Origin of the sequence: Nonomuraea sp. NPDC049695 (genome assembly GCF_040674955.1) — a bacterium.
GTDB classification, from domain to species: domain Bacteria; phylum Actinomycetota; class Actinomycetes; order Streptosporangiales; family Streptosporangiaceae; genus Nonomuraea; species Nonomuraea helvata.
In genome coordinates, this window is the sequence record NZ_JBFANV010000023.1 from 54,190 (window position 1) to 69,824 (window position 15,635).

The 15,635-nt window shown below is 69.5% G+C and carries 11 protein-coding genes; 4 read left to right on the top strand and 7 right to left on the bottom strand.

Going from position 1 to position 15,635, the window contains the following annotated elements; all coding sequences use genetic code 11:
* Positions 1 to 74: 74 nt before the first annotated feature.
* The 4 genes from AB0J64_RS21500 to AB0J64_RS21515 all read right to left on the bottom strand — a co-directional run bounded on the left by AB0J64_RS21500 (position 75) and on the right by AB0J64_RS21515 (position 3,073).
* Positions 75 to 1,418: a family 43 glycosylhydrolase gene (locus tag AB0J64_RS21500; protein ID WP_364029276.1), complete on the bottom strand. Its 1,344-nt coding sequence runs from the start codon at positions 1,416 to 1,418 to the stop codon at positions 75 to 77.
* Between the two features lie 163 nt (positions 1,419 to 1,581).
* Positions 1,582 to 2,016 carry a hypothetical protein gene (locus tag AB0J64_RS21505; protein WP_364029278.1) on the bottom strand — a complete coding sequence of 145 codons (435 nt, stop codon included), beginning with the start codon at positions 2,014 to 2,016 and terminating at the stop codon, positions 1,582 to 1,584.
* A 135-nt stretch (positions 2,017 to 2,151) separates the two neighbouring features.
* A complete protein-coding gene (locus tag AB0J64_RS21510; protein ID WP_364029280.1) occupies positions 2,152 to 2,304 on the bottom strand; it encodes a hypothetical protein in 153 nt (50 codons plus the stop codon).
* Positions 2,305 to 2,350: 46 nt separating this feature from the next.
* Positions 2,351 to 3,073 (bottom strand): TetR/AcrR family transcriptional regulator, encoded by a 723-nt coding sequence (locus tag AB0J64_RS21515; RefSeq protein ID WP_364029282.1) that lies wholly within the window; start codon positions 3,071 to 3,073, stop codon positions 2,351 to 2,353.
* Positions 3,074 to 3,190: 117 nt separating this feature from the next.
* Between AB0J64_RS21515 and AB0J64_RS21520 the strand changes: the two genes are divergently transcribed.
* From AB0J64_RS21520 to AB0J64_RS21535, 4 genes are all read left to right on the top strand, one after another.
* Entirely contained in the window at positions 3,191 to 4,468 is a 1,278-nt protein-coding gene (locus tag AB0J64_RS21520) for a hypothetical protein (protein ID WP_364029284.1), read from the top strand.
* Between the two features lie 13 nt (positions 4,469 to 4,481).
* Positions 4,482 to 4,895, top strand: coding sequence for an RNA-binding S4 domain-containing protein (locus AB0J64_RS21525; protein ID WP_364029286.1), 414 nt, complete (start codon positions 4,482 to 4,484; stop codon positions 4,893 to 4,895).
* 73 nt (positions 4,896 to 4,968) lie between these two features.
* Positions 4,969 to 6,216: an MFS transporter gene (locus AB0J64_RS21530; RefSeq protein ID WP_364029288.1), complete on the top strand. Its 1,248-nt coding sequence runs from the start codon at positions 4,969 to 4,971 to the stop codon at positions 6,214 to 6,216.
* A gap of 230 nt (positions 6,217 to 6,446) precedes the next feature.
* Complete coding sequence (locus tag AB0J64_RS21535; protein ID WP_364029290.1) at positions 6,447 to 9,800, top strand: beta-N-acetylglucosaminidase domain-containing protein; 3,354 nt, start codon at positions 6,447 to 6,449, stop codon at positions 9,798 to 9,800.
* A gap of 62 nt (positions 9,801 to 9,862) precedes the next feature.
* Here the strand turns inward: AB0J64_RS21535 and AB0J64_RS21540 are convergent, their stop codons facing one another.
* The 3 genes from AB0J64_RS21540 to AB0J64_RS21550 form a co-directional block, all read right to left on the bottom strand.
* A complete protein-coding gene (locus AB0J64_RS21540) occupies positions 9,863 to 13,672 on the bottom strand; it encodes an SGNH/GDSL hydrolase family protein (RefSeq protein WP_364029292.1) in 3,810 nt (1,269 codons plus the stop codon).
* Positions 13,673 to 13,824: 152 nt separating this feature from the next.
* Positions 13,825 to 14,451 (bottom strand): RICIN domain-containing protein, encoded by a 627-nt coding sequence (locus AB0J64_RS21545; protein WP_364029294.1) that lies wholly within the window; start codon positions 14,449 to 14,451, stop codon positions 13,825 to 13,827.
* Between the two features lie 174 nt (positions 14,452 to 14,625).
* Positions 14,626 to 15,234 carry a hypothetical protein gene (locus AB0J64_RS21550; protein WP_364029296.1) on the bottom strand — a complete coding sequence of 203 codons (609 nt, stop codon included), beginning with the start codon at positions 15,232 to 15,234 and terminating at the stop codon, positions 14,626 to 14,628.
* Between the last annotated feature and the right edge of the window lie 401 nt (positions 15,235 to 15,635).

The following is a 15,635-nucleotide window of genomic DNA, read 5'->3' on the forward strand; positions in this document are numbered from 1 at the left end:
TGTCACGGCCTTCACTGTACTGTTCGGAGCAGCCTGAACTCATCTGGATTCCGGCTCCGGAGGGGCGGCTGCGCCTATCCTGATGCGATCGCCGGATTGCGGCGCTGGACGTACAGGCGATCGCCCTCCGGGCCGGTCCATTCCAGCCGCACGACACCGGGCACGGCGGCGTCGGCGACGCGCGACGGGTCGGCCCAGTAGCCGGAAGCGGGGTTGCGGAAGAACGTCGCCCACAGGTGGCCGCTGTGGTCCGCGAAGAAGTTGTTGTGGCCCGCGCCGACGCCCGCGGTCCACCGCTCGGAGTACGGTCCCTCGAAGTGGTCCGAGACGGCGACGACCGCGTCGTACTGGTACTGCGTGCGGCCGGGGCCGGGCGGGTCGTAGGCGTACCGCGTGCCGCCGCCGGGATCGGCCGATGTCCGGTTCCACGCGGCCTGGAGGAGGTAGTACTTGCCCCCGTGCTTGAACACGTACGCGCCTTCGAGGTACGGCTCGGGCGAGTAGGGCATCTGCTGGAATGTCGGGAGGTTGGTCGTCGGGACGATGTCCTCCATGTCGTCCCGGAACTTCGCGTACAGGTGGTTGTGCAGCACGAGCCACGCGTCGTCGCCCTCGGCGTAGAAACTGCCGTCGATGTGGTGGTAGGCGCCGGGCTCGATGAAGTTGGGGCCGCCGATGAAGGAGTCACCGAAGGGTTTGTCGGCGTTGCCCTCGACGAGCCGGTACGGGCCCTCGAGGCCGCCCTCGCTCACGAGCATGAACGAACCGACCTTCCGGGAGTGGTCGCCCATGCACGCCACGATGTACCAGGTGCCGCGGAAGTAGTGCACCTCCGGGGCCCAGGCCTGGCCCCGCTTGCCGAACCGGTCGTCGTACCAGTACTCCTGCCACGGAGCGACGACCATGCGTCCTGGCCGGTTCTCGCCGGCGAACTCGGGCGACCACACCTTGCCCTTCTCGGCGCCGGGCCGGATGCCGGTGGTGTCGACCAGCCTCCACGGCCCCCGCATGGAGTGGGACACCCACATGAAGATGCCGTCGTTCCACGGGCCGGCCGCGTTCAGCCCGGGCACCCGGGTGGTGCCCGTGGCGACGTAGACCGGGCGGCCGTCGACGACGAAGCAGTTGACGTAGGTGTCGCGCATCCAGACCCGGCCGAGCTCCTTGTCACGGGGGCGCAGCTCGAGCGGGAGGATGAAGGAGTTGTCCTTGCGCGGCCACAGGTCCTGCCGGGTGTCGGCGAGGCCGTAGGGCTCGAGCTCGGGCCAGTTCGACGGGTACCGCCGCATCGATGCCGCCTCTGTCGCCGGGGCCGCCTGCGCAGCGGTCGCGGGCAGTGCCGCCACTCCTAACAGGCCGGCCGCCCCGGTCAGCAAGGAGCGTCGGCCCATGGGAAACCCGCTATCGGAACTGGTCATCAGCACACTCTCCAACGTCGGCGCCGGCCGAACTCACTCCTGGTAGCCGGCGGCATTGCGGAGAGTCTGCCCAAGTTGCGTGAATTACGTCAATAGTCCGGAAGAAATAACCAGCCGACGCCGGGGGGCGCCGGCCGGATCACGTCATCTGCGGACCGGCGACTCACCCACGCGCCTCACCTGCCTCACGTGCCTCCCGCAGCTTCCCGGTGGCGATGAAACCGACCGCGACCCGGTAGAAACCGGCGATCGACTCGCCTTCGTCCGCCCCGTCACGGAACTGCTTACGCACTTTCACGAACGGGAAGGCCACACTGCCGTCCGGAAGGAGCACGCCCCACCCGTCCTCCTCCGACCTGCGCCAGCTGCCACCCGTAGCGGCGACGATGCATGCGCCGAGGAACGAGCCGAGCACGCCGACCAGGCCGCCGATCTGCTCCAGATCGAAGTCGGGCCGCGCACGCTGGCGCTCGATGAAGCCGTCCACCCACTCGACCGACTCCTCGTTGAGCCCGAAGTCCACGTCGCTCACCGGCCCGAGCCGGTCGATGGCGAGGCTGACGTTCGCCTCGATCTGCTGCAGCTCCTGTTCGTTCATCCAAGGATGGTTGCATCGGCCGCAGATCCGATCAAGCCGGTTTCCGGCCCACCGGCCGGCACCAGCGCCTCGGGCAGGACAGCACCGCAACGGCGACCGCCGCCGTGCTCGTGGCGGCGGTCGCCCCGGGCGTCATCAGGGGTAGTACGCGGCCAGCTTGGCCTTGATCTTGGCGATGGTGCCGTCGAAGGGCATGAGCTGCGGGTCGCCGTTCCGGTAGTCGAGGAGCTGGACGGCGTACACGGCGCGGCCCTGGCGGACCACGGCGACCCAGAAGTGCTGCGTCACGGTCGAGTACGGGTTGACGGCGGAGGCCGACCACCGCGATCGTCGTTCACGACAGCCGCAGGTTGGGGCTCCGCGTGAGGCCGAGGAGGCCGAGCAGGTCGTCGATCATCTGCTCGAACAGCGGCTGCGGGTCGTCGAAGGCGAATCCGTGGTGCCCGTAGACGGCCATGCAGACCAGCCCGTAGATCTGCCGCCAGCAGACGACCATGAGGAACGCCACGCCGATGGGGAACTCCAGGCCGACTTCCGCGCGGTAGGTGCGCAACTGTGCTGCCAGCACGGGGTCGATCTCCTCGTCCGCCGGGCAGACCAGCCCCCTCTCGTCCCACAGACGGGCGAACAGCCGCCCGAACAGGCCGCCCAGCTCGCGCGCGATGACCACCGGGATGCCCTGCTCGGACTGGGCGACCTTGGCGTAGCCGGCGCCCATGAGCAGGTCGAACTCGACCTTGTTGGCCACCGACCAGTCGAGCACGGCCTGGGTGCCGGCGTGCAGCTGGGCGCTGAGGTCGTCAGGGTCCTGGCGTCGCACGGCCTGGCCCACGGTGTCGATGAATTCCGCGGTGATGTCGTCGTAGATGGCGCGTACGAGGCCCGCCCTGCCGTTGAAGTAGCGGTAGAGGGCCGGGGGCGTCACGCCGACGCCGCGGGCCACGGCGGCGAGGGTGAGGCCCTCGATGCCCTCCTCCGCGGCGATCCTGCGGGCGACGACCTTGGCGTCACGTTCGAGCTCGGCCCGCAGTCGTTCCCGTCGCGTCAACGCTGTCACCCGACCATCTTCTCTGGTCCTGGCGGCTCCGGCGACTTGCGGTGAATGGTCGATACATGGTTAATGGTATTCACTCTTTTACGGATCATCATTGAAGGCGCGCGAAGGAGATCTTGGATGCGTTCCCGTAGAGGTGGCTGGGCGGCGACGGCCGTCGCGATCCTCCTGGTGGCCACCGGCTGTTCGGCGGCCCCCGCCCCCGTCGCTCTGTCACAGCCCAGCCCGCGCGTCTCCGTCACACCGGACGCCAGGAAGGCGGCCCTGGCCGAGGCGGCGAAGAGCCTTCCGGCCGTGCTCGCCGCCCAAGGGCCGGTCGCCTGCTCGCGGAATGACGACGGGTGGCGGGCCACGGCCTACGACGACGCCTTCCGTACCCCTGTCGCCGGCTTCTCCAGCGTGACACTCGCGCCGCTCCTGACCGAGATCGCCGCGAAGGCGGGCGGGGAGAAGGCCGTCGTCAGCAGCATCTGCGGCGACAAGAGCGATCCCGGCGTCAGCCCGATCTCACCGGACGGCCGCCGGATCGCCGTCCAGGTGGACTTCCCGTCCAGCGGCGACCCGACGCACGTCGGGTGGCTCGACCTCGGCACCGGGACGTTCGTGGACCTCACCGACCGGTCGAACAAGAAGGGATACGTCAAGGAGACCTTCTCCGACGAGAACCCCGGATTCGCACCCGACGGGTCGTTCTGGTTCCTGCGCGACTCCGAGCAGTACTTCTCGGCGGACCCGGACGGCCGGCTGACTCCACGCAAGGTCAGCCTGGCCTGCTTCAACAACAGGCACGAGGACACCTTCTACCGCGTCGTAGGCTCGGTCGCCGTTCTCTGCCCGGGCACCATCCATCCCTCCGGGAGGTTCGCGGCCAACCCCAGCGGGGTGGCCGTGGGGTGGAATCGGATCCAAGGGGCCGAGCTGGAGATCCTCGCGAACACGGTCGACCGCTACGAGGACGCTCCGCCCTGGCTGCCGTTCGGCATGAAGATCGTCGTGCGCGACGGCGGCCTGCGCGACTGCCACCCGCTCGCCTGGCTCAACGCCACCGACCTGCTCTGCTCAGGCGGAAGCAACGACCTCTACACCGCGCAGGTCAACCCCAGGCTCGCCCGGGACGACATCGATTACGTCCAGCACACCGAGGTCAAGGTGAAGAACGAGATCGCCCCCAAGACCGAGACGACGATCACGACGATGGCAATCTCCCGGGACCGCCGCTCCCTGATCATCGCGGCCGATGAGAACGAGGACCCCGCCACGGCCAAGCTCTACCGCGTCAGCCTGACCTCTCCCTCCGCCCCGGTGGAGATCGGCCCGATCCCGGCGGAGTCGAGGGAGCACTTCAATCTTCTCAGCAACTTCCAGCAGCCTGTACGCGTCGACGACACGTCGCACTGACTACAGTGTCGGGGTGGCAGGTGAGCAGCTGAGTGTGCGCGTGGACAGTTGGATCTGGTCGGTGCGGCTCACCAGGACTCGTTCGATCGCGTCCGACGCCTGCCGGGGCGGTCACGTCCGGGTCAACGGGGTGCGGGTCAAGCCCGCGCACGCCGTACGGGTCGGCGATGAGGTCCGGCTCCGGCACGAGGGGCGCGAACGCATCGTGGTCGTCTCCCGCGTCATCACCAAGCGCGTCGGCGCCGCCGTGGCCGCCGAGTGCTACGTCGACAAGAGCCCTCCGCCCCCTCCCCGCGAGGAGGCCGTGACGGTGGCCGTCCGGGCTCGCGGCGCGGGCCGTCCCACCAAACGCGAACGCCGCAGCATCGACAGGCTGCTCGGACGCCCGGTGGCGGAGGAGCGGCGTGGTCCGGACCGGGAAGGATAGTCTTCCCCGCGTGATCTCCCCCGGATCGGCGCGTACCGATCAGCCCCAGCCATCCCCCGTTCGACCGTGACCGATGAAGTCTGACACGCGACCAGTCACCGGCTCGCTGTGGCGCGACCGGGATTTCCTGATCTTCTGGTGTGCGCAGACACTCTCCGTGGCGGGCGACTCGTTCGCGCTCATCGCGGTGCCCCTCCTGGTCCTGAACGTCACCGGCTCCGTCGCCCAGATGGGTCTGCTCACCGGCGTGTCGGGGGCGGCGTCGGTGGCGGCGGGGGTCTTCGCAGGGGTGCTCGCCGACCGGCTCGACCGGCGTCGGCTGCTCATCCTCTGCGACCTCATCCGGCTTGTCCTGTACGTGACGATCCCGGTGGCCTGGGCCTTCGGTCAGCACGTCTGGCTGCTGTACGCGGTGCTGCCGATGGCTGCGGCCGTGGGCATGGTCTTCCAGGTCACCTACGTGGCCGCAGTCCGCGGTCTGGCCGGCGAGAAACGCGTCACCGAGGCCAACGGCATGCTGTACGCCACAGCCGCGGCGGCCGGCATCCTCGGCCCCACCCTCGCCGGGGTGGTGACCGGCCACCTGGGCCCGACCGCCGCGATCACCATCAACGCCGCCAGCTTCGGCCTGTCCGCGGCCGGCGTCCTGCTGACCCGCGCCTCCCGGTACGCCGTCGAGACCATCGAGCCGGTGGAGCCCGCTCCCAACCGACGGCCGTGGCGGGAGTTGCTGGCCGGGGCGGAGTTTCTGTTCCGGCATCCGGTGCTGCGGACCCTGACCGTCCTGCTGTCGTTCTTCATCTTCATGACGCTCGGGCTGACCGACATCGTGATCTACCGGCTCAAGCACGACCTCGGCCAGGCCGATTCCGTGGTGGGTGTCGTGCTGGGAATCGGGGCGGCCGGCACGATGGTCGGCTCGATGCTGGTGGCCCGAATGCGGCGCATCCTCGGCTTCGGGCCACTCTGGATCGGGGCGCAGGTCGTATCGGGGCTGGCCATCCTGGGCCTCGGGCTCGCCCGCTCCGTGTGGGGTGTGGCCGCCATCATGGCGCTCTATCTGGCCTGCGTCAGTCTGGCCGGCATCTGCTCCATGTCGCTGCGGCAGCAGGTGACACCCTCTCGCCTGCTGGGCCGGGTGACGTCGGCGTTCTGGACGATCCACTTCTCGCTCGGGCCGGTGGGCGCGGCCGCCCTCGGCTGGGCCACCGCGCAGTACAGCGCTACCACGGTGTTCGTCTTCGCCGGCGCGGCCTGCCTGCTCCTGGCGCTGATCGCGCTGGTCACGCCCGTACGGCAGCGCCACCCCGAGCACGCATGACCTCCCGATCAGACAGCTCTGCACCCACAGGCACAGACGCGGCTGGTTCCCTTCGTAGGTGACGTCCTTGGTGTCTCGTCCGGCACGGGATCACGTACCGGTCTGGACCAGAAGTGCGCGCCGTGGGTACTGGTATTGACCAGTGGAAGGGGCAAATGATCGAATGTGGGCGATTCGGCCCTCTTTTAGCAGGGTTTCGGGTCTTGGCTCCGATTCTCTCAGGAGGACGCTTGCCCCTCAGCCGCCTGTTAGCCGGCGCGATCGCGACGACGCTCTCGCTCCCTCTCCTCATCCTGACCAGCCCATCCGCGCAGGCGGCCACCGCCCCCATCAACCCGCCCGCCCAGCAGGTGGAGGGCCGCGACGACGGTTTCCCCCTTACCCCTGTGGTCGGGCTGGTCCGTACCAGACAGAGCGACCCCTCGGCAGAAGCCGTGGTCCGCCGCACCCTGGCCCGGGCCGGTGTCAAGCAGGTCCGCGCCACCTACGAGACCGATCCCCGCACTCCCGTCACCGTCTGGCTCGGCGACGGCGCCACCGCGCTCGGCCGCCTGGGTGTCGAGGACGCCACCGGACTGCCCGCCGAAGGGTACGTGCTGGCGGCGGGCCGCGACGCGAGCGGCCGCAAGCACGTCGTGCTCGACGGCGTCGACGCCGACGGCACCTACTACGCCGCGCTGACCTTCCAGCAGCTCGTCCGCGAACACCCCGGCAACGACCGGGTGCCCGGCATCGAGGTTCGCGACTGGCCCGGCATGCGCTACCGGGGCTCCGTCGAAGGCTTCTACGGCACACCGTGGACCCACGAGGAGCGCCTGGCCCACCTCGACTACCTCGCCGCGCACAAGATGAACACCTACGAGTACGCGCCCAAGGACGACCCTTATCACCGTGACCGGTGGCGCGAACCGTACCCGCCGGAGAAGCTGGCCCAGCTCGGCGAGCTCATCAGGCGCGCGCAGGCGGGTCACGTCGACTTCACGTTCGCCGTCTCGCCGGGGCTGTCCGTCTGCTACAGCTCGCCGAGCGACGTGACGGCGCTGCTGGCCAAGTTCGACGCGCTGTACGCGCTCGGCGGGCGGTCGTTCACCGTCGCCCTGGACGACATCGACTCGGGGCGGTGGAACTGCGACGGCGACCGCTCGACGTACGGCGCGCCGGGCGGGGCGACGGCCGGCAGGGCGCAGAGTGAGCTGGTCAACGCCGCGCAGGCGTGGGCGGCGGGCAAGGGCGACGTCGCGCCCGTGCAGATGGTGCCGACCGAGTACTACAACGTCACCGAGACGGCCTACAAGAAGGCGCTGCGCGAGCTCATGAGCCAGGACGTCATCGTGCACTGGACCGGCACCGCCGTCGTGCCCGAGAAGATCACCAAGGCGCAGGCGGCCCAGGCCAGGAAGGTCTTCGGACACCAGATCCTGGTCTGGGACAACTACCCGGTCAACGACTACGCCGGGGGGCGGCTGCCGCTGGCCCCGTACGACGGGCGGGAATCCGGTCTGTCGGAACACCTGGCCGGCATCATCTCCAACCCGATGAACCAGCCCTCCGTCAGCCGGATCGCGTTGTACTCCTTCGCCGACTTCGGCTGGCACGACACCGCGTTCAACGCCGAGGAGTCGTGGCTGCGTGCGCTGACCGAGCTGGCCGGGGGCGACGAGGCCCTGATCCGCGCCCTGCGCGACTTCGCCGACCTGAACTTCTTCGACGGCCGCCTGCACCGCACGCAGTCGCCCCGGCTGGCCGCCGAGGTCGCCGCGTTCTGGCCCGCCTGGCGCGAGGGACGGCCGACCACACTGCGAGAGTACGCCGAGCGCCTGGGCGCCGCGGTCAGACGGATCGACGAGAGACTGCCCGACCGGGCGTTCGTCGCCGAGGCCGGGTCCTGGCTGCGGGCGACCGAGTTGTGGTCGAAGGCCATGGTGAAGGCTCTCGACGTCCTGCGAGCGGTGCGGGACGACGACGGCAGGAGGGCCGTACGGGCCGCCGACCAGGCGCGCGAGCTCGTCGCCGCCGCGAACGCCATCCGGGACACCCGCGTCCCGCACGACGCCCAGGCCCCGCGCGTCGGCGACGGCGTGCTGGACAGGTTCGTCACCGACGCGCTCGCCGAGCTCGACCGTTGGATCGGCGTCACCTCCACCAGGCCGCGCGCCACCACCAGCCTCGGCACCTATCAGGTCAACACCCCCGACCGGATGGTCGACGGCGACCCGGGCACGTACTACTGGAGCAACAGCTCACCGGGCTCCGGCGACCACGTCACCGTCGACCTCGGCACCTCCCGCGCGATCGGCGACATCACGCTGCTCATGGGCAAACCGGGCAGTCCGAACGACTACATCCACGCGGGAGCGCTGGAGGTCTCCCGTGACGGCGTCGCGTGGACGCGGCTGGCCACGGGCACGACCGCCGAGCTCAAGGTGGCGGCGCCCTCCGGCACCGTGGCCCGCTACGTGCGCTACCGCGCCACCGCCGCCAACAGCACCTGGCTCGTGGTCAGGGAGTTCACGGTCCAGGTGAGCGACGACTCGGTCACCAGGATCACCGTCAGCGGCACCCCGGCGGGCACCGGCCTCGACCTGGCGGCCGACGGCGACCTGGGCACCGCGTACACGGCGGGCACGGCGCCGGCCCGGGGCGACGCGCTGGTCGCCACCCTGTCCGGGCCGCGGCTCGTCGAGCGGATCCTGGTCGTCGGCACCGGATCGGCCGAGGTGCAGGTGCGCGCCGACGGCCAGTGGCGGGCGATCGGGCGGCTCGCCGGGCCCTACACGGATCTCGACCCGGAGGACGTGCGGACCGACGCCGTGCGCCTCGTCTGGGCGACCGGCGGACAGCCACCGCGGATCGCCGAGATCGTCCCCGTTTACGGCGACGGCTCCGCCGCCACCCTGATCGCGGACCCCGTGGCCATGGACGCCACCAAGGGCGTCGAGGCGACGGTCAGCGCCACGTTCGTCTCCGAGCGTGCCGCCGACGTCACCGGGACGCTCAGCGTCACCGGACCGGAGGGCTGGCGGGTGCCCGAGGACCGGCAGGTCACCGTGCCTCGGGGAGGAGGGCTGACGCTGCCGATCGCGTTCACGCCGACCGCGTCGGGCACCCTGCGGATCGCGTTCACCCCCAGCCGTTCGGAGCCGGTCGAGGCCCAGGTGACGGTCACCGCGCACCGTCCGGCCGGCGACGCCGACGTCGCCCTGAAACGGCCGGTGACCGCGTCCTCAGTCGAAGGCGGCACCTCCTTCGCCGCCGCCAACGCGGTGGACGGCGACCCGGCCACCCGCTGGTCGTCCGGGCGCACCGACGGTGAGTGGCTGGCCGTGGAGCTGGCCCAACCGGTCGACGTGGCCAAGGTGACGCTGCGCTGGGAGGCCGCGTACGGCACGGCGTACCGGATCGAGGGCTCGGCGGACGGCGCCACGTGGCAGCCGCTGGCCACGGTCACCGGCGGGGACGGCGGCATCGACACTCTCTGGCTCGACGAGCCGAACCAGACACGGTTCCTGCGCGTGCAGGGCGTCAAGCGCGCCACGAGTTTCGGCTACTCGTTGTGGGAGCTGGAGGTGTATCCCGCCTCCTGATGTTGACGGGTGAGCCCGGCCCGGACGGAGACCCCGGAGGGTTTCGGTCCGGGCCGGGTCCGTCAGGGCTGCCCGCCCTGGTATCCGACCTGGGACAGGGTCCGAGCCAGCAACCCCGCGTACGCGGACGTCCCGGTGTCGTTCGGGTGGAACGACTCCCGGCTCATGCACACCGGGTTGGAGAGGTCGAGCGGGTTGGGGATGCATTTCGCGCGATCGTCCCCGGGATGGAAGTCACCCTCCCCGTTGGGGTTGAGCATGATGGGGTTGATCCAGTTCGCGCTCCCGCAGGCCTCGTGACCGGCGAAGTCGGCGATCGGGCTGGCCGTGTACACCTTGAACGGCGGGTCGCTCGGATTCCCCTCGGACTGCAGCTGGGAGACCAGCTCCCACTCCTTGCCCTCCAGGTACCGGGCGAGCTCGCCGAGCTCGCCGGCCTCGTTGGAGGTGATCAGGGACGTGCCGCTGACGCTGCAACCGCCCGAGGCGATCAGCTTCGGATAGCCCAGCAGGATGATCGTCGCGTTCGGCGCCTTGTCCGGGGCGTGGATCGCCTTGAGGACGTTCTTCAGCTTGGCGGCCGTCCGGTCGAGGATCGCCTTGTACGTCGCCAGGAACGAGCCGCCGCACTCCACGACCGGGGTGATGCAGGTCGTGAGCGCGTCTGTGAAGGCTCCCTCGTCGTTGCCGCCAAGGGTCAGCGTGACCAGGGTGGTGTTCTCGTCGAGCACGCCCGAGTCGATCTGCGCGATCTCGTGGAACTGACCTTGACCGTCGCTGTATTTCTCCGGATGCTCCCAGGACGTGGGCGCCGTCCCCATCACATGCCCGGTCTCCGCCCCGGAGCAGGCCACGAAGCCGAGCTCGTGGTTGGCGTCGAACCGGCCGGCCAGCGTGCCCAGGTTCTCGCTGTCGCCTGGCAGGACCACCTTGCGCGACCAGGCGTCATTGCTGCGCCGGCAGGCGTTCCAGTAGGACGTGCCGTGATCGGCGTCGGACTCGGAGAAGTAGTCGCCTGCGCCCTCGCCGGAACTGTAGGAGTCCCCGAGCGCGGCGACGATGTGCTTGGGCTTGGCGTTCAGCTTCTGTACGGCGATCGCGTCCCAGGCCACCCGTACGGTGCCCTTGCCGTCGTCGGTGACGTTGTCGAGGCGGACGCTGGGCACGGTGCCGCCGAAGTTGTACACCCCCAGCGACACCCAGCCGTTGCGACCGAGCTGCTGCGGCAGGTAGCGATGCTTGGTGTACAGACGGCTGCCGTTCACGTCGATGTCGTAACGGGCCTGCTGGGTGCGTGCCCCGATGACCGGCAGGTGGACGAGTATCCGGGCCCATCCGGCGCTCTGGTTCAGTGTCCAGATCCCGCGTGCCCTACGGCCGGCGCTCGAGGGTTGGGTGTTGCTCATCCAGAACTGGCCGGCGAAACCGCTGCCCATCTGATGGACGTCGATCTTGCCTGGATAGTCGCCGGATATGTCCGCCAAGAAGTTGAACTGGAAGGAGCCGCCCTCCACGAAGCCGGGGGCGCAGTTGGGCCTGACGGACGGGGTTCCCTTGGCCAGGTTGTCGATGACCAGCGCGCCCTGCGGCAGGCCGGACAGGTCGCAGTTCGGGGCGTAGTTGGTGGCGTCGTCCTGGTAGGCGTATCCGGGGTCGAAGCGGATGAACTCGTTGCCGCAGGTGAGCGAGCAGTCGGCCTTCCACGTGGACGGCTGGTGCCACCAGCATTTCAGGTCGTACTGGCCGAGGGTGTTCTTGTGCGCGCAGGGGCCGGCGGGCTCGCCGATCACGTCGGGGTCGTTCGGCGTGTGGGACTCGCCGGGGTAGCAGTCGTTGCTGGCGGCGCAGAACTGCACGACCGGCGGCTTGACGTTGTACCGGTACTCGTTGGCGTTCCACCATGCGTACCGGTGGGAGTACACCAGCGTGCCGGGGCTTTCGATGAGCTCGATCGGGTGGCCGGCGAAGCCCATCACCTTCTCGGGGTAGGGCCAGTCCTGCGGGTGCGCCGAGTCAGCGTAGGAGGTCTCCATGAACGGCGGGCGGTCGGCCGGGTAGCGCGGGTTGACCGGATTGTTCAGCCAGCCCAGCCCCCACGGGTTCGACCCGCTCGGCTGGTGCAGCCCGGAGTTGTAGGCCCACACCGCGAAGAACCAGTTCTCCAGCCCCGCGGCGGTGCCGTTGTTGACGATCAGTCCCGCCCTGCGGGTCTCGTTCCACTTGTCCTGCAGCATCTGCAGGCCCTTGGCGATGTTGGCGGCGAAGTCGAGCGCGATCGCCCGCTGCTGGTCGACCGGCAGCGCGGTCTCGCCCGGCTTCGTCTTGCCGGCCAGGCGCATGCCGTCGGTGACCTGCATGATGCCGTAACCGCAGTCGGCCTTGGCCCAGTTGATCGACCAGTCGTCGCCTTCGTCGTCGTTGTAGTAGTCGATGCCGAAGTAGTTGCCGATGAGCGGGTTGGCCGTCACGCCCGGGATGGCGAAGCGGGCGGCCTGCCACGTGTTGGACTCCTGCACCGCGACGCCCAGCAGGATCTGCGCGGGCACGCGCCCGCCGCCGTCGAGCGCCCTGGGCGGGAACAGGCCCTGCGGCGTGTACGCGGGCATGCCCAGGTTCTTCCAGTTGGCCGGCCGCTGCACGGTGAGCCGGCCGTACACGGCCTGGTCCGCGGCCCACTCCACCTGCCGCGGCTTGGGCTGCATGGCCTGGCTGTGCGGGTCGTTGCGCGCCACCGAGCAGACCTGCTGGCCGCCGTCGGCGGGGTCGTTCGGGCCGCCGCCCACGGCGAGCGCGGCCCGGCCGAGCGCCGGGCTCGGCTCCGCGCCGCCGCCCGCGCCGTCGGCCGGCGTCACCGAGAGCGTGAACGGCTTGTTCGTGGCCAGCGACGTGGCGGTGATGTCCACCCGCTGCGCCGCGTCCGGGTCGGCGGGCGCCACCCGCGGGTCCTTGGTGTTCGTGCGCAGCACCGAGGTCACCGCGACGCCGCCGGACAGCGACACTCCCGCGTCGTACGGCACGTCGGCGAGCGCCACGCTCGGCGCCGCCGCGGTTCGGGCCTTGGTGGACTTGGCGCCGGTCACGTACACCTGGCCGCCGCGGGCCGCGCGTACGCTCAGGCCGGTGATGCCGCCGGTGGCCAGCGTGGCCACGGCGTGCCCGCCGGCGAGATCCACCCGACGCACCGAGGCCGTCTGCCCGTCCTCCACCTGGGCGTACACGAGGCCGCCGTCAGCGTCGGGAGTCAGCCGGTACGGCACCCCCTTGGCCGGGGCCAGCACCGTGCGCTTGCCGTCGGGGCGGACCCGGACCACCGCGCCGGAGTCGGCGGCCACGATGCCGTCCTTCACCGGCACCGCCGAAGTCAGCTGCCCGGGCACCTCGATCGGCGACCCCAGCTTCCCCTTGACCGTGTCCAGTTCCAGCAGCCGGGTCGAGGTCAGGTCCTCCCCGCCGCCCTGGGTGAGCACCACCGACTCCGACGGGCCGCAGCCCGGGTTGAAGTAGGCCAGGCTCGTCTGCGCTTTCAGCTTGCGCACCGGGCCGCCGTCGAGGTCCACGATCGCGGTGAACCCGCCCCGATCGGCCAGCTCGGCCTTGTTGGTGAACGTGCGCGGCGCGTACACCACGACGGCTCGCTTACCAGAGGCCGTCACGCAGATGTTGCCGATCCACGCGTCGGTGTCGAACCCGGGCTCCGACAGCGAGGCCGCCGTCCGCCACCGGTAGCCGTCCTTGGCGTCGGCCACGAGCACGTGGAAACCGGCGGCGTCACCCGCGGTGGTCACCGCCCGGTCGGAGGATTTCTCCCACCCGCTGCCCAGCACCTCGCTCCGCTCTCCCGCGTCGATGCTCTCCGGCGCGACGGGTTTCACGGCCGGCACCGCGAGGTCTTTGTCAGACGGTGGTGGGGTGGGTTCGGCGGTCGCGGGAACCGCCACGAATAATAACGCCGAGACGGCGGATAAGGCACTAAGGAATTTTCGGACGCGCACGGCTACTCCTTCAATGATGAGTGCGAGGCCGTTCAGGCGTTGTACCGGAGCCAGGCCTGGTGGGCTTGGTGATGGCAGTCCCAGGTGACGATGGCCGCGAAGTCGTCCAGCGACCCGCCCTGGACCTCCATGCAGAAATTGGACTCGTCGTTCTGCTGGAATTGGGGGTAGTCCGAGGTGTTGCTCCAGACCATGCCGGGCACGTACGTGTTGCACTCGATCTGTTTGACCGGCGCCTGGCGATTAGCATTCCATTCCATGAGGCATTTCCCGCTCCAGGCGTTGCCGATGAGATGGAAATCGATGAAGCCATCGCCTTCGGTGTGCCAGAGATACCACATCTGCGAGACCCCGCCAGCGACGCACCTGTATTGCACCGCCGGCGCGCCCCTGTCCTTCGACGCGCCCAGGATGTCCAGGCACCGGCCACTGTTGAGATTCCGGTAGGTATAGGGCCCGATCCAGGAGCCCTGGAGCCGCGTCCCATCCTTCGTCATCGGCGGCGGGGGCGGCGCCGGCACACCGTCACCGGTGACGGACAGCGCCCGCATGGCCGTGTCGGTGTCCGACCGCCCCGCCGACGCGTTCGCCGTGCCAGGCAAGCCCAGAACGAGCAGCACAACGGCTGCGACGGCCGGGAGCAATTCTCTGATGCGCATGATGCTTTCCTTCTTTGCCGGGATCACCGAATGGCAGGCTGAATTCCCCGGCCCTGGCCGAGCTCGGACGCTTGGCCAGGACCAGGAACATGAATGTTGTCGAGACGGCCCTCTTCTACGAGACCGCGTCAGGTGAAGAGGAGGACTTGTGCGGCAGCAGTGGACGTGAGCGCGTCACGCTCCCTCAAGAGCCCAGGCGTTGGTCAGCACGCCGTCGAGGTGCCACGGAGGCGTCCTCTCGTAGCAGTACTGATCCATCACGCGCGTGTTGACCGCGCGCCACACGCCCGCGTCGCTGATCCGCCACACGGTGGCGAGCCGCTCGCCCGTCGGCAGGCGGGGCGGGTCGAACTGCCCGTCCTCATCGACGTAGCCCAGCACGCCTTCGTCCACGAACGTGCCACTGCCCGCAAGAGTGGCCGCCTCCTGCGGCAGCGCGAGGATATAGGAGGCCCGGTCCACGGCCCGCAGGCGATGCAGCCCCACGCCGCCGGAGAATGTCGTCCGGGAGATGTAACGGGCCGCCTGCACACCCGCCGGCCCGAATCCGTGGTCGCGGATCGCTGATTCCCGCTCGGCCGCGCTGGTGGTGTAGAAATATCCGCCGATCGGAGTTTTCAGCTCGTACAGCTCAACGAGTTCGACCGTGGTCGACACGGCGGTCGACACGGCGGTCGAGGCGGCGGTCGAGGCGTTTGCGGAAGACGTGGTCAGCGGCAGGCCGGCGGCGAGAATCGCCGCGGTGGCCGCCATGCGGATCGAGCGTCGGTGGACTGAGAACATGACATGCCCTTCATTCGTCATGACGACGGCACGGCGAGCGCCCGGAAGGAGCGCGTGCGATCGCTGCACCGGATTCGTCCACGGCCGGCTATTTAGGAAATAATTTCTTCACCTTCGGTCCCACGAATTCTCCTTTCTCGGCACAGTCCGTTTGCCCGACGTCACACTTTCACAGGAACAGTGAGATCAAAAGGGCACCAGCCGGACAGTAACCGGACATTTGTCGGGCAGCTGTTTCGCAAGGAAGCCTGGATTTCCGGTGGCTTGCTCACGCAAGAGTGCAGGCTGCGTCCGGCCCTGTCGTTACGGGTGGGCGCGCAGTTCTTCAGTCTGCGTGCTGTGTCGTGCTACCGGCGGCGGAACTGGCTCGGCGAGAGGCCGTAGGCACCGGACTCGTACGG